Source organism: Sphaerisporangium sp. NPDC088356 (assembly GCF_040685555.1).
In the GTDB taxonomy this organism is placed as follows: domain Bacteria; phylum Actinomycetota; class Actinomycetes; order Streptosporangiales; family Streptosporangiaceae; genus Sphaerisporangium.
The window spans coordinates 70251-92846 of sequence record NZ_JBFBIK010000002.1 but is presented as its reverse complement, the minus strand read 5'-3'; the positions used below and the strand labels follow the sequence as shown (position 1 = coordinate 92846).

The 22596-nt window shown below is 69.8% G+C and carries 20 protein-coding genes; 15 read left to right on the top strand and 5 right to left on the bottom strand.

The genetic code is table 11. The features are described 5' to 3' along the window. Positions 1-103: 103 nt before the first annotated feature. The 6 genes from rnc to ftsY all read left to right on the top strand — a co-directional run bounded on the left by rnc (position 104) and on the right by ftsY (position 7638). On the top strand, positions 104-793 hold the full coding sequence (gene rnc / locus AB0O34_RS01610) for a ribonuclease III (protein ID WP_363911588.1): 690 nt from the start codon (positions 104-106) through the stop codon (positions 791-793). Positions 794-796: 3 nt separating this feature from the next. After that, the gene (gene mutM, locus AB0O34_RS01605) at positions 797-1711 is read left to right on the top strand and encodes a bifunctional DNA-formamidopyrimidine glycosylase/DNA-(apurinic or apyrimidinic site) lyase (RefSeq protein WP_363911423.1); all 915 of its coding nucleotides are present in this window, start codon (positions 797-799) and stop codon (positions 1709-1711) included. A 20-nt stretch (positions 1712-1731) separates the two neighbouring features. Further along, on the top strand, positions 1732-2007 hold the full coding sequence (locus AB0O34_RS01600; RefSeq protein WP_358555262.1) for an acylphosphatase: 276 nt from the start codon (positions 1732-1734) through the stop codon (positions 2005-2007). Positions 2008-2196: 189 nt separating this feature from the next. Further along, entirely contained in the window at positions 2197-2391 is a 195-nt protein-coding gene (locus tag AB0O34_RS01595; protein ID WP_262848107.1) for a hypothetical protein, read from the top strand. Between the two features lie 263 nt (positions 2392-2654). Continuing rightward, positions 2655-6335 (top strand): chromosome segregation protein SMC, encoded by a 3681-nt coding sequence (gene smc, locus AB0O34_RS01590; RefSeq protein ID WP_363911420.1) that lies wholly within the window; start codon positions 2655-2657, stop codon positions 6333-6335. 124 nt (positions 6336-6459) lie between these two features. Next, the gene (gene ftsY / locus AB0O34_RS01585) at positions 6460-7638 is read left to right on the top strand and encodes a signal recognition particle-docking protein FtsY (protein WP_363911418.1); all 1179 of its coding nucleotides are present in this window, start codon (positions 6460-6462) and stop codon (positions 7636-7638) included. Positions 7639-7688: 50 nt separating this feature from the next. Here ftsY and AB0O34_RS01580 read toward each other — a convergent pair whose 3' ends face one another. Next, entirely contained in the window at positions 7689-8762 is a 1074-nt protein-coding gene (locus AB0O34_RS01580; protein ID WP_363911416.1) for a PLP-dependent cysteine synthase family protein, read from the bottom strand. Between the two features lie 284 nt (positions 8763-9046). Here AB0O34_RS01580 and AB0O34_RS01575 point away from each other — a divergent pair, with 284 nt between their 5' ends. After that, entirely contained in the window at positions 9047-9643 is a 597-nt protein-coding gene (locus AB0O34_RS01575; protein ID WP_363911414.1) for a sigma-70 family RNA polymerase sigma factor, read from the top strand. Between the two features lie 127 nt (positions 9644-9770). Further along, positions 9771-10163, top strand: coding sequence for a RidA family protein (locus AB0O34_RS01570; protein ID WP_363911412.1), 393 nt, complete (start codon positions 9771-9773; stop codon positions 10161-10163). 67 nt (positions 10164-10230) lie between these two features. Here AB0O34_RS01570 and AB0O34_RS01565 read toward each other — a convergent pair whose 3' ends face one another. Continuing rightward, positions 10231-11067, bottom strand: coding sequence for a DMT family transporter (locus AB0O34_RS01565; RefSeq protein ID WP_363911410.1), 837 nt, complete (start codon positions 11065-11067; stop codon positions 10231-10233). 83 nt (positions 11068-11150) lie between these two features. On the opposite strand from AB0O34_RS01565, the gene AB0O34_RS01560 reads away from it, so the two are divergent. The 3 genes from AB0O34_RS01560 (at position 11151) to AB0O34_RS01550 (ending at position 13113) form a co-directional block, all read left to right on the top strand. Beyond that, on the top strand, positions 11151-11732 hold the full coding sequence (locus AB0O34_RS01560) for an XRE family transcriptional regulator (protein WP_363911408.1): 582 nt from the start codon (positions 11151-11153) through the stop codon (positions 11730-11732). Positions 11733-11883: 151 nt separating this feature from the next. Next, positions 11884-12189 (top strand): hypothetical protein, encoded by a 306-nt coding sequence (locus AB0O34_RS01555; RefSeq protein WP_363911406.1) that lies wholly within the window; start codon positions 11884-11886, stop codon positions 12187-12189. A 30-nt stretch (positions 12190-12219) separates the two neighbouring features. Then, positions 12220-13113 (top strand): polysaccharide deacetylase family protein, encoded by an 894-nt coding sequence (locus AB0O34_RS01550; RefSeq protein WP_363911404.1) that lies wholly within the window; start codon positions 12220-12222, stop codon positions 13111-13113. A 144-nt stretch (positions 13114-13257) separates the two neighbouring features. Here AB0O34_RS01550 and typA read toward each other — a convergent pair whose 3' ends face one another. Further along, positions 13258-15111: a translational GTPase TypA gene (typA, locus tag AB0O34_RS01545; protein WP_363911402.1), complete on the bottom strand. Its 1854-nt coding sequence runs from the start codon at positions 15109-15111 to the stop codon at positions 13258-13260. A gap of 512 nt (positions 15112-15623) precedes the next feature. On the opposite strand from typA, the gene AB0O34_RS01540 reads away from it, so the two are divergent. Then, positions 15624-16430 (top strand): alpha/beta fold hydrolase, encoded by an 807-nt coding sequence (locus tag AB0O34_RS01540; protein WP_363911400.1) that lies wholly within the window; start codon positions 15624-15626, stop codon positions 16428-16430. A gap of 66 nt (positions 16431-16496) precedes the next feature. Beyond that, positions 16497-17624 (top strand): acetate kinase, encoded by a 1128-nt coding sequence (locus tag AB0O34_RS01535; protein WP_363911398.1) that lies wholly within the window; start codon positions 16497-16499, stop codon positions 17622-17624. A 152-nt stretch (positions 17625-17776) separates the two neighbouring features. On the opposite strand, the gene AB0O34_RS01530 is transcribed toward AB0O34_RS01535, so the two are convergent. Then, on the bottom strand, positions 17777-19213 hold the full coding sequence (locus AB0O34_RS01530) for an aldehyde dehydrogenase (RefSeq protein ID WP_363911396.1): 1437 nt from the start codon (positions 19211-19213) through the stop codon (positions 17777-17779). A gap of 393 nt (positions 19214-19606) precedes the next feature. On the opposite strand from AB0O34_RS01530, the gene AB0O34_RS01525 reads away from it, so the two are divergent. Beyond that, positions 19607-20506 (top strand): hypothetical protein, encoded by a 900-nt coding sequence (locus AB0O34_RS01525; protein WP_363911394.1) that lies wholly within the window; start codon positions 19607-19609, stop codon positions 20504-20506. Positions 20507-20519: 13 nt separating this feature from the next. On the opposite strand, the gene AB0O34_RS01520 is transcribed toward AB0O34_RS01525, so the two are convergent. After that, entirely contained in the window at positions 20520-21845 is a 1326-nt protein-coding gene (locus AB0O34_RS01520; RefSeq protein WP_363911392.1) for a GH1 family beta-glucosidase, read from the bottom strand. 70 nt (positions 21846-21915) lie between these two features. Between AB0O34_RS01520 and AB0O34_RS01515 the strand changes: the two genes are divergently transcribed. Next, entirely contained in the window at positions 21916-22572 is a 657-nt protein-coding gene (locus AB0O34_RS01515) for a TetR family transcriptional regulator (RefSeq protein WP_363911390.1), read from the top strand. Positions 22573-22596 lie beyond the last annotated feature (24 nt).

Sequence of the window (22596 nt, the reverse complement as noted above, 5' to 3'; positions counted from 1 at the left end):
GTGACGTGCTACGTGACGGCCGGAGATTCCCGTCCGAGGAGGAGACGTGGCCGCAGGTGGAAAGCCCATCGCCGTAGAGGTCGCCAGAGACGAGCTTGAGCGTGTGCTCGCCGTCCGTCTGGACGACGCGCTTCTGGAGCGGGCCCTGACGCACCGCTCGTACGCCTACGAGAACGGTGGCCTGCCCACCAACGAGCGCCTGGAGTTCCTGGGCGACTCGGTGCTGGGCCTGGTGGTCACAGACACCCTGTTCCGTGGCCATCCCGACCTTCCCGAAGGCCAGCTGGCCAAGCTGCGGGCCGCGGTGGTCAACATGCGCGCGCTCGCCGACGTGGCGCGCGCCCTCGACCTGGGCCGTTTCACGCGGCTCGGCCGGGGCGAGGAGGGCACGGGGGGCCGCGACAAGTCCTCCATCCTCGCCGACACCCTGGAGGCGCTGATCGGCGCCGTCTACGTCGACAAGGGGCTCGACGAGGCCTTCCGCGTGGTCCACCTGCTCTTCGACCCGCTGATCAAGCGCTCGGCGTCGCTCGGGGCGGGTCTCGACTGGAAGACCTCGCTGCAGGAGCTGACCGCCTCCGAGATGCTCGGCGTTCCCGAGTACCACGTCGACGAGAGCGGGCCCGACCACGCCAAGTCGTTCACCGCGGTCGTCAGGGTCGGCGGGCAGGAGTTCGGCTCCGGCGCCGGCCGCAGCAAGAAGGAGGCCGAGCAGCAGGCCGCCGAGGCCGCGTGGACCGCGATCCGTGCCCGCAGCGACGCCCAGGCGAAGCTGGAGAAGGCGACCACATAGCCCATGCCCGAGTTGCCCGAGGTCGAGGTCGTCCGGCGCGGGCTCTCGCGCTGGGTGGCCGGCCGCACCATCACCCACGCCGAGGTCCTGCATCCCCGCGCGATCCGCAGGCACGTGCCCGGGGCCGCCGAGTTCTCCGGGAGGCTGGCGGGCCGCACGCTGGTCTCCGCCGAGCGCCGGGGCAAGTACCTGTGGATGCCCCTCGGCGACGCCGAGAGCGCCTCAGAGGGCCCTTCTGGCGGCTCCGGGGGAAATGCGCCGCCCGGCCGCTCTGACGCGCTTCTCGCCCACCTGGGGATGAGCGGCCAGTTGCTGGTCGTGGAGCCCGGCTCCCCGGCCGAGAAGCACCTGCGGGTGCGGCTCGGGTTCGACGACGGCGGGCCTGAGCTGCGGTTCGTCGACCAGCGCACCTTCGGCCACCTGCTGATCGCCTCGCTGGTCACCCTCGGGCGGCCCGTGCCGGAGCACATCGCGCACATCGCGGCCGATCCGCTCGAAGAGGCGTTCGACGACGACGTGTTCGCGACGCGGCTGAGCGCCAGGCAGACCGAGGTCAAGCGGGCGCTTCTCGACCAGTCGCTGATCAGCGGCGTCGGCAACATCTACGCCGACGAGGCGCTGTGGCGGGCCGGGCTGCACGGAGGGACGTCCACCCGGGCCCTGAGCAGGCGGAAGATCGACGAGTTGCTGGCGGCGGTGCGCGCGGTGATGGGGGAGGCGCTCGGCCAGGGCGGCACGTCCTTCGATAGCCTCTACGTCAACGTCAACGGTGAGAGTGGCTACTTCGATCGGTCACTCAACGTGTACGGCAGGCAGGGCGAGCCCTGTGCCCGCTGCGGCGGGCCCGTCCTGCGGGAGGCGTTCATGAACAGGTCTTCGTACAGTTGCCCTCGCTGTCAACCCCGGATTCGGGCATGACCGAGGCTCATGATGCGGGCATGAGTGACATTCGTCTCAACGCTTGGGTGCGGGGCCGGGTCCAGGGAGTGGGTTTCCGCTGGTGGACGCGGTCTCGGGCTCTGGAGCTCGGTCTGGTCGGATCGGCGTCGAATCTCGCCGACGGCCGGGTGGAGGTGGTCGCCGAGGGGCCCCGTGAAGCCTGCGAGAAGCTTCTTGCCCTGCTCAGGGGTGGTGACGCTCCGGGGCGGGTAGATGCAGTGGTGGAGCGCTGGTCACCGGTTCGCGGTGGTTTTGGTGGATTTGTGGAGCGGTAGGCGCTTCCCTTAAACCCACTAAATAGGGTATATTTACATGTCGGGAGTGCCCATTGGTGCATTCATGGGGAGCGTTCAACTTGACCGCCTCCATTGCCGGTGCGACTCTTGATAGGAAACACGCGCACCCCTCCCGCGGCAAGAAGTGCGCGAACCAGTTTGGTCACTCAGCGTGGAGGACCCTTAACCATGGCGAAGGCTCTACTCGGCCACGTCGGCGGTCTTGACCCTCGAATGGTCTCGGAAATGCGCCGTCTCCAGCAGCGAATCCGGGATCTGGAGGCAGAGCTCACAAGGCTCCAGGCCCAGAACGACGCTCTCGCCGCGCAGTCGCGCGATGAGGCGTTCGCTCGTCTGCAAGATCGCGAGCCGGCCCTCACCTGAGAGGTTCCGGTACGGCTACACACTGTCAGGGACGCCCCGCAAAGGCGTCCCTTGTCATTTACCCGGTTTTTCTTTGCCTACTCGTTTCCCGCCGAAGCGGTTGCGAAGCATCGAAGCCGGGTTGAAGCGTCCTCCCTGTGCCGAGCCTGTGCCTGAGCATCGCCGCAAGCGACACTCGAACGGCCCTGAGCCGGTAGTGTGCCCCGCAGGGATCGTCCCAGGGCCTGCAGGCGATCTCGCAGCAGACGGGGAGGTCGGCGCGCGTGTATCTCAAGAACCTCACGCTGCGCGGCTTCAAATCCTTCGCCTCGGCCACCGCGCTGCGCTTCGAGCCCGGCATCACCTGCGTGGTCGGCCCGAACGGCTCCGGCAAGTCCAACGTGGTCGACGCGCTCGCCTGGGTCATGGGTGAGCACAGCGCGAAGTCCCTGCGCGGCGGCAAGATGGAGGACGTCATCTTCGCCGGCACGTCCTCGCGCCCGCCCCTGGGCCGTGCCGAGGTGACGCTGACCATCGACAACACCGACGGCGCGCTCCCCATCGACTACACCGAGGTCACGATCAGCCGGCTGATGTTCCGGTCCGGCCAGAGCGAGTACGCCATCAACGGCGACACCTGCCGGCTCCTCGACATCCAGGAGCTCCTCTCCGACTCCGGCATCGGCCGCGAGATGCACGTCATCGTGGGCCAGGGCCAGCTCGACACCGTGCTCCACGCCGGGCCCGAGGAGCGCAGGGCCTTCATCGAGGAGGCCGCGGGCGTCCTGAAGCACCGCAAGCGCAAGGAGAAGGCGCTGCGGAAGCTCGATGCCATGCAGGCCAACCTCACCCGCGTCCAGGACCTCGCTAACGAGCTGCGCCGCCAGCTCAAGCCCCTGGGCCGCCAGGCCGAGATCGCCAGGAAGGCGGCCGTCATTCAGGCCGACCTGCGCGACGCCCGGCTGCGCCTGCTCGCCGACGACGTCGTACGGCTCCGCACCCACCTCGACCGCGAAGCGGCCGACGAGGCCACGGTGCGCGCCCGGCGCGCCCAGGTCGAGGCCGATCTCGAGCAGGGGCAGGCCCGCGAGGCCGAGCTGGAGGCGGCGGAGAGCGCGGCCCAGCCCCGCCTGGCCACCGCCCAGGAGACCTTCTACCGCCTGGCGGCCCTGAAGGAGCGGCTGCACAGCGTCGAGACCCTGGCCGCCGAGCGGCACCGCCACGCCATCGAGGCCGCCTCCATCGAGCGGCGCGGGCGCGACCCTGAGGACTACGAGCGTGAGGCCGCCGAGGTGGCCGAGCGCGAGGAGGCGCTCAAGGTCGAGCTGGAGCAGACCGAGGAGGTCCTGGAGCAGGCCGTCTGGCGGCGCACCGAGGCCGAGAGCGCGCTCGCGACCGAGGAGAGGCGCCTGGCCGCGGCGGCGAGGCAGGCCGCCGACCGGCGCGAGGGCCTGGCCAGGCTGAGGGGCGAGGTGGCCGCCGTGCGCGGCCGTGCCAGGGCCGCGGAGGAGGAGATCGGGCGCCTGGCCAGGGCCCTCGCGGAGGCGCGGCAGCGCAGCGAGCGGGCGAAGGAGGAGCACGACGCCCAGGAGCTCAGCGAGCCCGCCGGCGACCCGCTCCTCGCCGAGGAGCTGGCGCGGGCCGAGGAGGGCGTCGCCGAGGCCAAGGCCGCGGTCGAGGAGGCCAGGGCCGCCGTCGAGGAGGCCAAGGCGGCCGTGGACGGCCCGAGGAGGGCCTTCGCCGAGGCGCGTTCTGCCATGAGCACGTCACGGGCCGCCGACCAGGAGGCACAGCGGGCGATCGCCGCGCTGGAGGCCCGCCGCGACGCCCTTGAGATGGGTCTTTCCCAGGGCGCGGACGGCGGCGCGGCGCTCCTTTCCGCCGGTCTGTCCGGGGTGCTGGGGCCGCTCGCCACGATGATGACCGTCCAGGCGGGGGCCGAGGTGGCCGTCGCGGCCGTGCTCGGCGCCGCCGCCGAGGCGGTCGCCGTCGAGTCGCTGTCCACCGTCGTCGACGCCGTCGAGCTGCTCCGGGCCGAGGAGGCGGGCAGGGCCGGGCTGGTCATCGCCTCCGACGCCGCCGTCCCGAGGCCCGCCCCGGTCGAGGGTCACCCGTGGGCCGGCGATCTCGTGGTGGTCTCCGACGCGTTCCGCCCGGCCGTTGAGACCCTGCTGTCCGGCGTCGTCGTGGTCGACGACGTCTCCATCGCCAGGAAGCTCGTGGAGGAGCGCCCCGACCTGCGGGCCGTCACCTGGTCGGGCGACCTGGTCGGCGCGTACTTCGCGCACGGCGGGTCGGGCGGCGGCACCTCGGTGCTGCAGGTGCGCACCGCTCTCGACCAGGCGATCGCCGATCTCACCGAGGCGCGCGGCACGGCCGAGCGCACGGCCGCCGCGCTGGCGGAGGCCGCCGAGGCCGAGCGCGCCGCCCAGCAGGCCGTCGAGGCCGCCCAGGCATGGGCCGCCCAGGCGCAGACCGGCGTCAACACCGCCCAGGCCGGGGTGAACACCGCCCAGGGCGTGCTCGATCGCGTGCGCGGCAGGCAGCGCGAGGCCGACCAGCGGGTGGCCGTCGCGGCCAGGCGGCTGGCGCAGCTCGACGCGGCGGCGAAGGCCGCCCGTGACGAGTGCGACCGGCTGGCGAAGAACGTTGTGGCGGCCGAGGAGGCGCGCGACCGCGACCTGGCCGGGGTGGTGGAGCTGGAGGAGCGCCTGGCCGAGGCCGAGTACGCCGACGAGCTCGAGGCCGAGCCGACCACCGAGGCGCGCGACGAGCTGGCCAGTGCCTGCTCGGTCACCCGGCAGGCCGAGATGGAGGCCCGCCTCTCGGTCCGTACGGCTGAGGAGCGGGTCAAGGGCATCGCGGGCCGCGCCGACCAGCTGATGCGGGCGGCCAGGCGCGAGCGCGAGGAGCGGGCGGGGGCCGCGGCCCTGCGGGAGCGGCGCCGCGCCCAGGCCCAGGTGGCCGAGGTGGTGGTCCACGGCGCGGGGCGCGCGCTCGGGGTGCTGGAGGCGTCCCTGGCCCTGGCGGCCGACGAGCGCGACCACGCCGAGCGGGCGCGTGGCGAGATCGACGCGGAGCTCAAGGCCGTGCGCGTGCGCGTCCGCGAGCTGTCCGGCGAGCTCGACAAGCTGGTCAACCGCGTGCACGGCAACGAGGTGGCCCGCACCGAGCAGCGGCTGCGCCTTGAGCAGATGGAGACCCGGGCGATGGAGGAGTACGGCGTCGAGATGGACGCCCTGATCTCCGAGTACGGCCCCGGGCAGCCCGTTCCGCTCGCCGACGGCGAGATGGCGCCCTATGTCCGCGAGGAGCAGGAGAAGCGCGCGAGGGCCGCCGAGAGGCAGATGACCCAGCTCGGCAAGGTCAATCCCCTGGCGCTTGAGGAGTTCGCGGCGCTGGAGGAGCGGCACACCTTCCTCAACTCCCAGCTGGAGGACCTGCGCAAGACCCGGCGCGACCTGCTGACGGTCGTCAAGGAGGTCGACGAGCGGGTGGAGCAGGTCTTCACGGCCGCCTACGAGGACGTCGCGCGCGAGTTCGAGGCGATCTTCGGCCGGGTGTTCCCCGGAGGCGACGGGCGCCTGATGCTGACCGACCCATCCGACATGCTCACCACGGGCGTCGACGTCGAGGCGAGGCCGCCGGGCAAGAAGGTCAAGCGCCTGTCACTGCTCTCGGGCGGCGAGCGTTCGCTGACCGCCGTGGCGTTCCTCATCTCGATCTTCAAGGCGCGCCCGTCCCCGTTCTACGTCATGGACGAGGTCGAGGCCGCGCTCGACGACACCAACACCCAGCGGCTGCTCACCCTCTTCGAGGAGCTGAGGCAGAGCTCGCAGCTCATCGTGATCACCCACCAGAAGCGCACGATGGAGATCGCCGACGCGCTGTACGGGGTGAGCATGCGCGGCGACGGCGTCACGCAGGTGGTCAGTCAGCGCCTCCGCGAGCGCGAGAACGCCTGACGCCCGACGGCGGTGATCGTGGGCGGTCAACCCGACAGGTAAATTAGTAAATATCGGTATATCCGGCGCGGCGTGGGCGAGCCCGGGCGTGAGCACGGCCGGTTGTCTGGAAAACTGACATCTTGTGGATGGGTACCTCGGCATCATCGTGATCGTCCTGCTCGTCGCGTTGCTCGCGGCGGGTGGCATGTTCCTGCTCTTCCGGCCCAGGGAGAGGCACGCTCCGCCGGTCAGGCCGCCGGAGGCGCCGACGCTCCCTGAGCGGGAACAGGCCCCGACCACCGGCGTCGTCGAGGACGACGCCGCCACGACCACCGTCCCTCCGCCCGCCAAGCCGGTCGAGCCCATGGCTCCCGTGGCGCCGGAGATCGAGATCCCGCCGCCCTCGGCCGGCCGCATGGTGCGGCTGCGCGCCCGGCTGGCCCGTTCCCAGAGCGCGCTCGGCAAAGGGCTGCTGGAGCTCCTCTCCCGCGACCGCCTGGACGACGACGCCTGGGACGAGATCGAGGACATGCTGATCACCGCCGACGTGGGCGTCGCGCCCACCCGGGCGATGGTCGAGGAGCTGCGCACCAAGGTCAAGGTGCTCGGCTCCCGCGGCGACGGCGAGGTGCGGGCGCTGCTCCGCGAGCAGCTGCTCATCCAGATCGGCGCCGACATGGACCGCACGCTGCACACCGCGCCCCACGGTGAGCGGCCCGCCGTCGTGCTCGTGGTCGGCGTCAACGGCACCGGCAAGACCACGACCACCGGCAAGCTCGCCCGCGCGCTCATCGGCGACGGCCGCAAGGTGCTCCTCGGCGCGGCCGACACCTTCCGTGCCGCCGCCGCCGACCAGCTCCAGACCTGGGGCGAGCGCGTCGGCGCCGAGGTCGTGCGCAAGGACGAGGGCGCCGACCCGGCTTCGGTGGCCTTCGACGCCGTGAGCAAGGGCATCGAGGACAAGGTCGACACCGTGATCGTCGACACCGCCGGCCGCCTGCACACCAAGACCGGCCTGATGGACGAGCTGGGCAAGGTCAAGCGGGTCATCGAGAAGAAGGCCACGGTCGACGAGGTTCTGCTCGTGCTCGACGCCACCACGGGCCAGAACGGCCTGCGGCAGGCGCAGGTGTTCGCCGAGGTGGTGAACATCACCGGCATAGTCCTGACCAAGCTCGACGGCACGGCCAAGGGCGGCATCGTGATCTCGGTCCAGCGCGAGCTGGGAGTCCCGGTCAAGCTCGTGGGGCTCGGTGAGGGCCCCGACGACCTGGCCCCGTTCGACGCCGAGGTCTTCATCGACGCCATCCTCGGCGACTGATCCGATGCCCCTGGGAGGCTAACGGACGGCGCCAGAGCCTGCGGCCCGCCTCAGAACGTGAGGAAGGCGCGGAGCTCGCCGAGCGGGGGCTCGATGTCGATGCCCCGTTCGGCGAGCCAGCCGTCGTCGCCGTACGTGCAGCGGTAGCGCTCGCCGCCGTCACAGATGAGGGTCACCACGCTGCCCCGCTCGCCGCTCGCGCGCATCTCCTTGATCAGCTGGACGGCCGCGGCGACGTTCGTGCCGGTCGAGCCGCCGACGTCGCGGCCGGTCACCTCGCGGACCCATCGCATGGCGGCGATCGAGGCGGCGTCCGGCACCTGGATCATGCGGTCGATGACCGTGGGCAGGAATGAGGGCTCCACCCGGGGGCGGCCGATCCCCTCGATGCGCGAGCCGGAGGCGGTCACGCCGGCGTCGCCCTCGGTCCACGACGGGTAGAACGCCGACCCGTCCGGGTCGACCACGGCCAGGCGCGTCTGGTGGCGGCGGTAGCGGATGTAGCGGCCGATCGTGGCGGAGGTGCCACCCGTGCCCGCGCCCACGACGATCCACGCGGGTTCCGGATGCCGCTCCAGGGACATCTGCTGGTAGATGCTCTCGGCGATGTTGTTGTTGCCCCGCCAGTCCGTGGCGCGCTCGGCGTAGGTGAACTGGTCCATGAAGTGGCCGCCGGTCTCCTCCGCCAGGCGGCGGGACTCCTCGTAGATCGCTCCCGGCTCGTCGACCAGCCGGCACTTGCCGCCGTAGAACTCGATGAGCGCGATCTTCTCCGGGGACGTGGAGGCGGGCATCACCGCGACGAACGGCAGGCCGAGCATGCGGGAGAAGTACGCCTCGCTGACCGCCGTGGATCCGCTGGAGGCCTCGATGACGGTCGTGGAGGGGCCGATCCAGCCGTTGGCCAGGCCGTACAGGAACAGGGAACGGGCCAGGCGGTGCTTGAGCGAGCCGGTGGGATGCACCGATTCGTCTTTGAGGTAAAGCTCGATCCCCCATCTGGGCGGCAGAGGGAAAACATGCAGGTGGGTGTCGCAGCTGCGGTTGGCGTCGGCCTCCACCGTGCGGATCGCCTCTGACACCCACGCTCGCGTTGTCGGATCATGCCTGTCCACGTACTTCATGGCTCTACGCTATCGCTTGCCCGATCTATGTGACCCTTACCACACTTTCTCACCTTTTGGGTGTTGTCTGTTACTATAATGAGACTTGTCCGGCCTCGGGTGTGAAGTAGCCACCCCGGGCCAATCGCTTCAAGGCCCTCCTGACCAGCTAATACCCTTAACGTCACCCTTATAGGTGAACCGTGAGCATGTGATCAGCCGTCAGATGGAGTAAAGCGGTTACCGAGCCTGCATGGGTTCATGCCGGATGGGTAACGGGGGACAGCAGGCATGAGGGGGATGAGATGATCTCGATGACCGAACAGCAGCGGCAGGCATGGTTCGAGCGCGACGTCATGCCCGTGACGAACCAGCTCTACGCGTCTGCCATGCGCCTCACACGCAACACCGCTGACGCGGAGGACCTGGTGCAGGAGACCGTCGCCAAGGCGTACACGTCCTACCACCAGTTTCGCCCGGGTACGAACCTGAAGGCGTGGCTGCACCGCATTCTGACCAACAACTTCATCAACGACTACCGCAAGCAGCAGCGGTCGCCGAAGCTGTCGGCCGCCGAGGACATCGAGGACTGGCAGCTCGCGGCGGCCGAGTCGCACATGTCGACGGGCCTGCGGTCCGCGGAGACCGAGGCGCTGGAACAGCTTCCCGACACCGTCGTGATGAACGCTCTGCGGGCGCTTCCGGAGGATTTCAAGGTCGCGGTGTACCTCGCCGACATCGAGGGTTTCGCGTACAAGGAGATCGCCGAGCGCATGGGCACGCCCATCGGCACCGTCATGTCCCGCCTGCACCGTGGCCGCCGCCAGCTCAAGACCATGCTGGAGGGCTACGCCCACGAGGAGGGCGCCCTACGCCCGTCCCCCCAGTTCCAGGCGGCCTGACACCGCCCGGCTGACGAAGAAGGGCCGGTACGGCGTCGCCGTGCCGGCCCTTTCTCGTTACCGCGCACGGCCGCCGAGATTGATCTCATATAGACGTACACCTGGCCCTGTGCCTACGGTGCTCGCCATGACGACACGGAGATTGATCTCAAGCGGTTCCACCTTCGAGCAGGAGGTCGGCTACTCGCGCGCGGTGGTCGACGGCGACTGGGTGCACGTATCCGGGACCACCGGGTTCGACTACCGGTCCATGACGATCTCCGAGGACATCGTGGACCAGGCCGAGCAGTGCTTGAGCAACATCGAGGACGCGCTGAAAGAGGCGGGATGCTCCTTCGCGGACGTGGTGCGGGTGCGCTACATGCTGCCTGACCCGGCCGATTTCGAGCCCTGCTGGCCGGTGCTGCACCGGTACTTCGGCGATGTACGACCGGCGGCCACGATGCTGGTCTGCGGCCTGTCGGACCCCCGGATGCGCATCGAGATCGAGGTGACGGCGCACCGCGTCCCGGCGGCCTGATCATGAGGCCGGAGCGCGGTGGGACGATCTCCCCGCGCTCCGGCCGTCCGAAGGCTCCTACGGGCTTCTACGCGGAGGCGATCAGGGCGACGGCGCCGAGGGCGAGCCCGACACCCACCGCCTGCACGGTGTTGAGACGCTCCCCGAGCACGTACCGGGCGAGCAGCAGCGTGCTGGCGGGATACAGCGACACGAGCACCGCCACCAGGGCGAGCAGCCCGCGCTGGGACGCCAGCAGGTACAGGACGTTGGCCACCATGTCGAGGACCCCGGCGGCGATGATCGTGGGCAGTGAGCCCTTCCCCGGCCGCAGCGTACGGCGGGTCGACAGCGCCAGGAGGACGACCACGATCACCGAGGCGAGACGGGCGCCGAACAGCGGCCACATGCCGGTGTCCTCGGGCACCTGCTTGAGCAGGACGAAGAACCCGCCGAACCCGAGGCCCGAGGCCAGGGACTGCACGATCGGGGCGAGCGCGGCCCGGCCCCCGGCGCTTCCCGAGTCGCGGCCGACGAGGACCACGGCGGCCAGCGCCACCACCACCCCGCCCAGTGCGAGCGGCTCGGGCCGCTCGCCCATCAGCAGGCCGACCAGCACGGGCAACGCCATCGACATGGTGGCGGTCGTGGGCGCGACCACCGACATCACGCCGCCGGCGAGCGCCCGGTAGAACAGGATGACGGCGAGCCCGCCGGACAGGCCGGCCGCCAGGCCCCAGGCGATCGCGCCGAAGCTCGGCGTACCGGGCAGCAGGGGCAGCAGGGGCAGCACGAAGATCAAGCCCGTGAGCTGGGTCAGCATGACCACGGCGAGCACTCGGGAGCGCCGGGTGGCGAGGCCGCCGAAGAAGTCGGCCGTGCCGTAGATCACGGCACAGGTCGTCGCCAGTACGATCGCCGTCATTCCCGCTCACCCCCATTGGATTGCACTGTTAGAGCAATATATTGGGATAATCCATTGCACACAAATGTCACTACACTGCACTCATGCCGGACCCGGAGACCATCACGGCCGCGATCGCCAACAACGTCCGCGCCCAGCGCGCCCACCGGGGGCTGACTCTCGACGCGCTCGCGGCCCGCTCGGGTGTGAGCCGCGGGATGCTCGTCCAGATCGAGCAGTGCCGCACCAACCCGAGCGTGACCACGCTGACGCGCATCGCCGACGCGCTCGGGGTGACGGTCGCCCGGCTGGTGGAGGTCTCCGACACCCCGGTCGTCCGGGTCGTCCACGCCTCGGACGTCGTCACCCTGTGGCGGAGCGACAAGGGCGGCTCGGCGCGGCTCCTGGTCGGATCGGACGCCCCCGCGATCCTGGAGCTGTGGGACTGGACTCTGGCGCCGGGGGAGTACCACGACGGCGACGCCCACCCGGCCGGCACGCGCGAGATGCTGACCATCCTCGAAGGGGAGCTCACTCTCTCGGTGTACGGCCGCAGCCACGTCGTGGGCCGCGACGAGGCCGTGCTGTTCAGCGCCGACCGGCCGCACCGCTACGCCAACGAGGGTGAGGCGGCGCTCCGCTTCATCATGGTCGTCACCGAGCCGCGAGGGACCCTCGACCAGTAGGACGACCCCATGTGCGCGATCGGTTTCTCACGGTCACATCACGTCTCGCTCACGGTGGTGCAAAGCTCTGCCCAATGCGGGTACATCATCGGTGTGTGTGCGCTGAAGGCTTACCGCTCTGGCCGACCGGACGTCGCCGGGAGGTGGTCAGGTGACTGACTCCCGCGCGGCGATGGCGAAACTCCGCGTGGAACTCGTCGGCTTGGGGGTGACAGACGCATACGAAGTATGCGATGACGCCATTCTTTCTGTCTGGATCGGGCTGGTCGTCACGTTTCGTGATGGCTTTTACCGTTGGCAGGAGGGAGTGGTGAAACGTCGGCACCTGGGTACAGATCCGGTCGGATGCGCCATTCGGGTGGCGCGTCGTTACGCGGAGTTGCACGCCGACGCTCCTCCCTGGTGGGACGAGCTGGCCAAGACTCTGCGAGGGGAAGCGGCCGAGAACTACCCGTGACCCCTGCCGCGTTTCGGGGGGAGCGTGCGAGTGGCTGTTCTTCGCGTGGGAGGCCTGTGGCTGTCGCTCCCGATCGCGATCTCGATGGTCCTCGGACTGTCGGGATGCGGCGAGGTGGTGGCGCCCGTCCAGCAGGGCCGTAAGGACGACGTCGTCCGGGTGCGGAAGTCGGCGCCCGTCCGCCTCGCGGTCGATCCCGCGCTCCTGGCCGCGCGGGTGATCGCCCAGCAGCCGGGATGGCCGGGGACCCGCCCGATCGTGGCGCCGCCCCAACGCTCCATACGGTGCGGCCAGGTCAAGTGCGTGGCGCTGACCTTCGACGACGGCCCGTTCGACTACACCGGCAAGGTCCTCGACATGCTCGCGGAGAACCACGCCAAGGCGACGTTCTTCGTGGTAGGGCAGATGGTGAACCCCCAGACCCTGCCCTACCTGCGCCGCATGGTCTCCGAGGGGCACGAGCTGGGCAACCACTCCTGGGACCACCCGTCGCTCACCTCGCTGTCCCACGACGCGCTGCGCGGCCAGCTGGAGCGCACCCAGCAGCTGGTCAAGGACACCACCGGGGCCACGATGCGCCTGCTGCGCCCGCCGTACGGCGCGACGAACGCCGCGGTCGCGCAGGAGGCCGCGCACGAGGGGCTGGCGCAGATCCTCTGGGATCTCGACACGCTCGACTGGCGGGACAGGAACAGCGCCCTGGTCGTCAAGCGGGCCTCCGTGGCGAGGCCGGGCTCGATCGTGCTGATGCACGACATCCACAAGACCACGGTCGAGGCCGTGCCCGGCCTGCTGCGCGAGCTCACGGCCAAGGGCTACACCTTCGTGACCGTGTCGGAGCTGTACGGGGCCCGGGGCCTCACCCCGGGCAGGAGCTACACGGGTGAGGCGGGCGAGCCGGAGCTGGAGAAGAAGCGCCGCTGAGCAGGCACGGCCCGCGTCTCCCCGGACGCGAGCCGTACGGACCGCCGGATGGATCGTCACATCCGGGAGTGGGAGGCGGCTTGAACCTGACTTGCCGCCGCCCGCCAACTGGGGCGAGCGGCGACTTCGGGAACGCCGGAACGTTCAGCTGCCGCGCTTGGCGCGGGCGGCGGAGCGGCCGCGGATGGCGGCGTCGAGCACGACCTTGCGGATGCGCACGGTCTCCGGAGTGATCTCCACGCACTCGTCCTCGCGGCAGAACTCCAGTGCCTGCTCCAGCGAGAGCACGCGCGGCGGGATGAGCTTCTCGGTCTCATCACTGGTGGAGGAGCGCATGTTGGTGAGCTTCTTCTCCTTGGTGATGTTGACGTCCATGTCGTCGGAACGGGAGTTCTCCCCGACGATCATGCCCTCGTAGACCTCGGTGGTCGGCGAGACGAACAGCGTGCCGCGCTCCTGGAGGTTCATCATGGCGAACGCGGTCACCACGCCCGCCCGGTCGGCCACCAGCGAGCCGTTGTTGCGGGTGCGCAGCTCGCCGAACCACGGCTCGTAGGCCTCGAAGACGTGGTGGACCAGGCCGGTGCCGCGCGTCTCGGTGAGGAACTCGGTGCGGAAGCCGATCAGGCCTCGGGCGGGGACCACGAACTCCATGCGGATCCAGCCGGTGCCGTGGTTGGTCATGTGCTCCATGCGGCCCTTGCGGACCGCGAGCAGCTGGGTGATAGCGCCGAGGTACTCCTCGGGGGCGTCCACCGTGAGGCGCTCGACCGGCTCGTGCAGCTTGCCGTCGATGGTCTTGGTGACGACCTGCGGCTTGCCGACGGTCAGCTCGTAGCCCTCGCGGCGCATCTGCTCGACCAGGATGGCGAGCGCGAGCTCGCCACGGCCCTGGACCTCCCAGGTGTCGGGACGGTCGGTGGTGAGCACGCGCAGCGAGACGTTGCCGACGAGCTCCTTGTCGAGCCGGTCCTTGACCATGCGGGCGGTGACCTTGGAGCCCTTGACCTTGCCCACCAGCGGGCTGGTGTTGGTGCCGATGGTCATCGAGATCGCCGGCTCGTCGACCGTGATGAGCGGCAGCGGGCGCGGGTCGTCGGGGTCGGCCAGCGTCTCGCCGATCATGATGTCGGGGATGCCCGCGATGGCGATGATGTCGCCGGGGCCGGCCTGCTCGGCGGGCTTGCGCTCGAGCGCGTCGGTCATCAGCAGCTCGCTGATCTTCACCCGCTGGATGGTGCCGTCGGTGCGGCACCAGGCGACCTGCTGGCCCTTCTTGATGGTGCCCTGGTGGACGCGGCACAGGGCGATGCGGCCGAGGTAGCTGGAGGCGTCCAGGTTGGTGACGTGGGCCTGGAGCGTCGCGGAGGGGTCGTACACCGGCGCCGGGATCGTCTTGGTGATCGTCTCGAACAGCGGCTCGAGGTCCTCGGAGTCGGGCATGCCGCCGTCCTCGGGACGGTTCAGGCTGGCCCGGCCCGCCTTGGCGGAGGCGTAGACGATCGGGAAGTCGATCTGCTCCTCGGTGGCGTCGAGATCCATGAAGAGCTCGTACACCTCGTCGACGACTTCCTTGATGCGGGCGTCCGGCCGGTCGACCTTGTTGATGCACAGGATGACCGGCATCTTGGCGGCGAAGGCCTTGCGCAGGACGAACCGGGTCTGCGGCAGCGGGCCCTCGGAGGCGTCGACCAGCAGCACGACGCCGTCGACCATCGACAGGCCGCGCTCGACCTCACCGCCGAAGTCGGCGTGGCCGGGGGTGTCGATGATGTTGAGGGTCATGCCGGCGTGCTTGACCGCGGTGTTCTTGGCGAGAATGGTGATGCCCTTCTCGCGCTCCAGGTCGTTGGAGTCCATGACTCGCTCGTCGACGTCCTGGTTGGCGCGGAACGCCCCGGACTGCCAGAGCATGGCGTCCACGAGCGTGGTCTTGCCATGGTCGACGTGCGCGATGATCGCGATGTTCCGCAGGTCGTCGCGGCTGTTCAAAGGCATGATGGAGTCTCGCTCAAGGTCGTGGAGGCCGGCCGCGGACACTGCGGCCTCCACCATTTTAGTTGATCGCTGTTACCACCACGTGCCGGGCCTGCGCAAAGAGGGGCAATTCCGGCCAATTTCACAGTTTTGTGGCCTACCCATCGCACACACGATGACCAGGGGTGGAACGCGGACAACGAAGATCACGGCATCGGCCGCAGATGGTCAAGGAATGCGCACTTTGGACTAACAGCGCCATGCCGGGGCAGACCTGCCAGCATGGTGGACGAAGGACTGACGCGACTCGCCGCCTCCGCACGCCCGGCCGCCGAGCCTGTCGGCCAGTACCCGTGCGGGCGGCAGATGGGACACCGCTGCCGCCTCGCCGTATGGGCACTCGTGCTCGGCGCCTTCGTGACCGGATGCGTCACGCCGGTGGCGGCCAAGGCCGAAACCCCCGCAGCCCAGGCGGCCTCTCCGTGGCACACCGCTTCGAACTGTGCGGACGCGGCCCCGAATAAGCTCACTCCATGCCTCTTGCCGCAGCATTCCCCGCGACGCTGATCACGAAGGACGGTGTGCGGATCGACGCGGCGCACACCCCCTCGCGAGGCGACACCGACCTCGGCATCGTCATCGCCCACGGGTTCACCGGTTCCTGGCGTGAGGGGACGACGCGGCGCATCGCGCACGTGCTGAGCGGCTTCGGCGGCGTCGTGGCGTTCGACTTCCGCGGCCACGGCAGGTCGGGGGGCCTTTCCACGGTCGGGGACGCCGAGGTCCTCGATCTCGACGCGGCCGTGGGGCACGCCCGTTCCATCGGTTACACCCGCGTGGCGACCGTCGGCTTCTCGATGGGCGCCGCGGTGGCCGTACGCCACGCGGCCCTGCACGGGGGGACGGACGCGGTGGTGGCCGTGAGCGGCCCCGCCCGCTGGTACTACCGGGGCACCCGGCCGATGCGGCAGGTCCACTGGGCCATCGAGAGGGCGTCCGGGCGCTTCGCGGCGCGGCTGGCCAAGCGCACCCGCATCCAGTCGGGGAAGTGGGACCCGGTGCCGCTCGCGCCGTACGAGGCGGTCGAGCGCATCTCGCCCACGCCGCTGCTGATCGTCCACGGCGACACCGACTCCTTCTTCCCCCTGGAGCACGCCCACCAGCTCTTCGACGCCGCCCGCGAGCCGAAGGAGCTGTGGATCGAGCCGGGCTTCGGCCACGCGGAGTCGTCCGCCACCCCCGACCTCATCAGGCGCATCGGCGGGTGGATCTCCCGCGTGCCCGAGGGCGACGAGAGCGACGAGGGCCCCCGGCCTGCGGGGACGCACGCCGCCGGTTAACCGCCCATTCCTGGGGCATCGGTCCCGGACATCATCACCTTTTTCCGGGCACAGGGGGGTGCGCCAGTGATCCTGGTCGTCAACGCGGGATCCTCGTCGGTGAAGTACCAGCTCATCGACCTCGACGGGCCTACCCGGATCAAAGAGGGCAAGATCGGGCGCATCGGCGAGCCCGGGTCGGACGTCCCCGACCACGAGGCGGCCCTCATGCGCGTGGCGGACGAGGTCTCCATGGACTCCGCCGGCCTGACCGCCATCGGCCACCGGGTCGTCCACGGCGGGCCCTCCTTCAGCGGGCCCGCATTGATCACCGACGACGTGGTCAAGCAGATCGAGGAGGCCGTCCCGCTGGCTCCTCTCCACAATCCCTCGAACCTCGCGGGCATAGAGGTCATGCGCCGGCTCCGGCCCGACCTGTCGCAGGTCGCCGTCTTCGACACCGCGTTCCACAGCACGATCCCGCCCGCCGCCCGGACGTACGCGATCGACCGCGAGGTGGCGGAGCGCTTCGGCGTGCGCCGGTACGGGTTCCACGGCACCTCCACCGCGTACGTCTCGCGCGCGGCGGCGGCGCTCGTAGGCAAGCCCGACGCCGCCAACGTGATCGTCCTGCACCTGGGCAACGGCGCGAGCGCCTCGGCGATCTCCGGGGGGCGGTGCGTGGACACCTCCATGGGCATGACGCCACTGGAAGGCCTGGTCATGGGCACCCGGTCGGGAGACCTGGACCCGGCGATCATCTTCCATCTGATCCGCGGCGGCATGACGCCGGACGAGGTCGAGTCGATGCTCATCCACCGCGGCGGCCTGCTCGGGCTCTGCGGCGACAACGACATGCGGACGGTCATGGAGCGCGTGGAGTCGGGCGACGAGGAGGCCGCCCTGGCCTACAACGTGTACATCCACCGGCTCAGGAAGTACATCGGCGCCTACTGCGCGGTCCTCGGCGAGGTGGACGTGATCGCCTTCACCGGCGGGGTGGGCGAGAACTCCGCTCTGGTCAGGCGCGACGTGCTCACGGGCCTCGAACCGATGGGCATCCGGCTGGACCCGCTCCGCAACGTGTCGGTCAAGGAGGCCCGGCTGGTCTCCGCCGACGACTCCGCCGTGGGCGTCGCCGTCGTGCCGACCGACGAGGAGCTGGAGATCGCCAGGGAAACTTCCGCTTTACTGGCGCGAACCAAATCCGAGTAAATGTCGTCTACCTCCAAAGGAGGTATGAGATCCACCAGGAGAATTCCAGACCCGGGCATGTCTCTTGGCGGGGGCGATCTCGGACATCCTTGTATTGCGGGACCGTCGCCCAGCGACGCGGGGGCGCGCTGGGCGGCGGTTGCGCACTCGTCTCAGCCCAGGCGGGCGATCGACTTGTACTCCAGGTACGACGACAGGCCCTCGGGGCCGAGCTCGCGGCCGACGCCGCTGGCCTTGTACCCGCCGAACGGCGCCGACGGCTCCATGGTGTTCATCATGTTGACGCCGTACGTGCCGGTGCGGACCTGGCGGGCGACGTCCATGCCGTGGTCGGTGTCGGAGGTCCACACCGTGCCGGACAGGCCGTAGTCGCTGTCGTTGGCGATACGGATGGCGTCGGCCTCGTCCTGGTACTCGATCACCGAGAGCACGGGGCCGAAGATCTCCTCGCGGGCGATGCGCATGTCGTTGGAGACGCCGGCGAAGACGGTCGGCGCGACGTACCAGCCGCGGTCGAAGGGCCGGTCGAGACCGCCGATGACCGGCTTCGCACCCTCCTCGATGCCGAGCCTGATGTAGCCCTCGACCCGCTCCTGCTGGCGCTTGGCCACCAGCGGGCCGATGCCGGTGGTGGGCTCCGACGGGTCGCCGACCCGCTGGCCGCCGACCATGTCCGCCACGGCCTGCAGCACCTCGTCGTACCGCGAGGAGGAGGCGAGGATGCGGGTCTGGGCCACGCACGCCTGGCCGTTGTTCATGAGGGACGCGATCGAGAGGAACCCCATGGCCGCGCCCAGGTCGCAGTCGTCCAGGACGATCGCGGCCGACTTGCCGCCGAGCTCCAGGCTGCAGCGCTTCAGCTGCTCGCCGCAGATCCCCGCGATGCGGCGGCCGGCGGCCGTTGACCCGGTGAAGGCGACCTTGTCGACGCCCGGGTGCGAGACCAGGTGCTCGCCCGCCTCGCGGCCCGCGGCCACGATGTTGACGACGCCGTCCGGGATGCCCGACTCCTTGACCATCTCCGCGAGGAGGTAGGAGTCGAGGGGGGTCTCGGGGGCGGGCTTGACCACGACCGTGCACCCGGCGATCAGTGCGGGGGCGAGCTTGGTCATGATGACGAACTGCGGCACGTTCCACGGCACCACGGCCGCGACGACGCCGACCGGCTCGCGCCGCACGGTAACCGGGCCGAACATGCCCGGGCGCTCGTCCTCTACCGCGAAGGTCTTTCCCAGCTCGCTGAAGTACTGGAGCATGCCGAGCGGCTGCGGGGCCTGGGCGAGCTGCGAGAAGGTGATGGGGCTGCCCATCTCCAGCGTGATGATGTCGGCCATCTCGGCCTGGCGGGCGGCGTACAGCCCGGCCAGCCTGCCGACCACCTCGGCGCGCTCGGCCATGGACATCCTCGGCCACGGTCCGTGGTCGAAGGCCTGGCGGGCGGCGGCCACCGCCCTGTCCATGTCGGCGGGGGTGCCGTCGGGCACCCGCCCGACGACCTCCTCGGTGTGGGGGGAGATGACGTCGATCGTCGCCGTGCCCGCGGGGGCAACCCAGTCGCCCCCGATGAAAAGACGGTCGTGCTGAAGCATGTGTCTGCCTCCTGGTCGGGCGGGCCGGGTCTGTACTTGACCGAATGCTTGCTTGTTTTAGTCTTGCCGCCGAGGGCCGGGCTCACAAGGGCCGCATCGCCCGGTCGCTGAGACAGAATCATGTTCTGTCCCTGTTGGCAAGAGTCGCGGACTCCCGGGAGCGTCGCTCGGTGAGATCGGCCGCCCGGACGCCGGAGCCGGTTCCCCCCGGGCGATCGGCGCGGATGTCGTCCGCCGCCGGGAAATCAGGCGGGTTCCATTGTCGGGAAACCCGCGTCCTGGATCTTCCTAAAGTGGTAGATAGTTCGCTAAGTGTGTGTAGGTTCTTCCGATCGTGTGACAGCTCCGAAGATCGGCTTCTATAGTTCGGGGCGTCTGGAGTGGGGAGGGCTGATGCGATCAGGCCGTGTCATGGGGCTGGCCGCCGTCCTCGTCGGCCTGTTCTCGGTGCTGGCCATGCCGGCCGCCGAGGCCAAGCCCAGCCCCCAGGCCCAGCTCAACAAGCTCACCAAGCAGGCGGCCGACCTGCAGAAGGCCTACCGAGGCCAGATCCAGAGCCTGGAGGACACCCGCGACGCCGCGCAGAAGGCCGGCGAGCGGGTCAAGAAGCTCCGGGCCAACCTGGCCGACGCAGAGGAACAGGTCGCGCAGTTCTACCGGAACTCCTATATGTCGGGCACGATCGACGGCCCGAAGGTGTTCACGTTCAGCGGTGACCCCGACACGATCCTCGGGCAGGCCGCCACCGTCACCTACCTCGCCGAGGAGAAGAACCAGCGGCTGAAGCGCATCGGCACGCTGGTCAAGGAGTCGAAGGCCGCCAAGGCGGAGGCCGACGACAAGATCGTCGATCTCAAGAAGGAGATCAGGCAGCTCCAGTCGAAGAAACAGGACGTCGAGCAGCTGCTCAAGAAGTTCGGGTTCCAGACGCCCGGCTCGGCCAGCGGGCTGACCGCGCGCATGGTGAGCGTCCGGGCCCTCATCATGCAGAACTTCCCGATGCCGTTCAGCGTCGGATGCCTGCGTTCCGGCGACCCCGGCGAGCATGGCAAGGGCCGCGCCTGCGACTTCATGATGAGCACGGGCGGCCGCATGCCCGACGCCGCGTCGGTCGCCCGAGGGGACGCCCTCGCCCAGTGGTGCATCGAGAACGGCCGTCAGATCGGCATCATGTACATCATCTGGCGGCAGCGTTACTACGACATCCGCACGGGCGCGGGCTGGCGGCAGATGTCCGACCGGGGCGGCATCACCGCCAACCACTACGACCACGTGCACGTGTCGGTCTTCTAGCCGTCCCGGCAGGTCACGGCAGCGGGTGGGTGGCGATGCGCTCCCTCAGCCAGTGGTACGACGCCTTGGGCGTGCGCTTCTGGGTGGCGAAGTCGACGTGCACCAGGCCGAACCTCTGGTTGAACCCCTCCGCCCACTCGAAGTTGTCCATGAGCGACCACACGTAATAGCCCCGCACGTCCACGCCCTCGGCGATCGCGGCGCGGATGGCCCCGATGTGGCCGTCGAGGAAGGCGATGCGCGCCTGGTCGTCCACCGCGCCGTCCTGGCCGGGCTCGTCCGCCAGCGAGCAGCCGTTCTCGGTGACGTACACCGGCGGCAGCGCGTCGCCGTACCGGGCCCTGAGCCCCAGCAGCAGCTCGCGCAGGCCGTCGGGGACGACGGGCCAGCCGAAGGCCGTGGTGGGGTAGCCGCTGACGCCCGCGTCCTCGAACGGCAGCGGCGCGGAGTCCGGCCCCGGGGCGGGGGCGGCGATGCGCGTCGGGTTGTAGTAGTTGATGCCGAGGCCGTCCAGGGGCTGGGCGATGACCTCCAGGTCACCGTCCCGGACGACGTCCAGCGTGGACACCCCGTATGCCGACAGGTCCGGATATTTGCCGAGAAGGAGTGGGTCGTTGAACAGCCTGTTGTGGAGGGTGTCGTACGCCTCGGCGGCCCGGTGGTCCTCGGCCGAGCCGGACGCGGGCCAGACGGGCGTGCAGTTGTTGGTGATGAGCACCCGCTCGGCCCCGTGCGCCCGCAGCGCCTGCGCGGCGAGGCCGTGGCCGAGCAACTGGTGATGGGCGGCGGGCAGGGCGTCGAGGAACAGCGTCCTGCCGGGGGCGTGGGTGCCGAGGGCGTAGCCGAACACCATGTGGATGAACGGCTCGTTGAGCGTGATCCACATCGGGACCCGATCGCCGAGACGCTCCGCCAGGATGCCCGCGTAGTCCGCCAGGTGGTGGGACGTGTCGCGGTTCAGCCAGCCGCCCCGGTCCTCCAGGGCCTGGGGCAGGTCCCAATGGAAGATCGTGGCCGCCGGCACGATGTCCTTCGCGCACAGCTCGTCGACCAGCCGGTCGTAGAAGGCGAGCCCCGCCTCGTTGGGCTTCCCCCGTCCCTCGGGCTGGATTCTCGGCCACGAGATCGAGAAGCGATAGGAGTTCACCCCCAGAGAACCCATGAGCGTGACATCCTCTGACCACCTGTTGTAATGGTCGCACGCGACGTCTCCGGTGTGACCGTCCCTGATCCGGCCGGGCTCGTGAGCGAAGGTGTCCCATATGGACGGTCCCCTGCCGTCCTCCGCCACGGCGCCCTCGATCTGGTAGGAGGCGGTAGCCGTACCCCAAAGGAACATGGTGACCTCCGCTGATATGAGTGAAACTCATGTTAAGCCCAGTAAACCGATTTGGGAGGATGATGGAGGGATGACGAACGTCTCCGCAGGGACGCTCCGCCGCCGTCCCGCTCAGCGCCGCAGTGTCGAGCGGGTCGAGCGGATGCTGGACGAATGCGCCCGGCTCCTCGACGAGGTGGGGTACGACGCGCTGACCACGAAGGAAGTGGCCCGCAAGGCAGAGGTGCCGATTGGCACGTTCTACCAGTTCTTCCCCGACAAGCAGGGGCTGGTGCGGGCGCTCGCGCTCCGCAACCTCGACGCGTTCCTGGCCAGGCTCACCGCCAAGCTGGGCGCGGCCCGCATCTCCGTCTGGACCGACGCCGTCGACCTCGCGGTGGACGAGTTCGTGGCGATGAAGCGCACCACCCCGGGGTTCGCCATCGTCGACTTCGGCGAGGTGCTGCCGACCCCCGACGGGCCGCCGCTCAAGGGCACCAACCGCCTGCTGGACGCCGCACTGGAGAACAACGTCGTCGTCGCCGACCGGCTCCGCGCGCTCACCATCGACCTTCTCGGAGCGCCGAGCGGCCCCGGCCTCGACCGTGCGCTGGTCGTGGCCGTGGAGGCGGCCGACGCCGTGCTCAAGCTGGCCTTCCGCGCCCATCCCGAGGGCGACCCCGACCTGATCGCCGAGTGCAGGCGGCTGGTCCGCCGCTACCTGGCCGACCACCTGCCCGAGCTGTGAGCCGGGCGGCCCCGTGATCAGGCC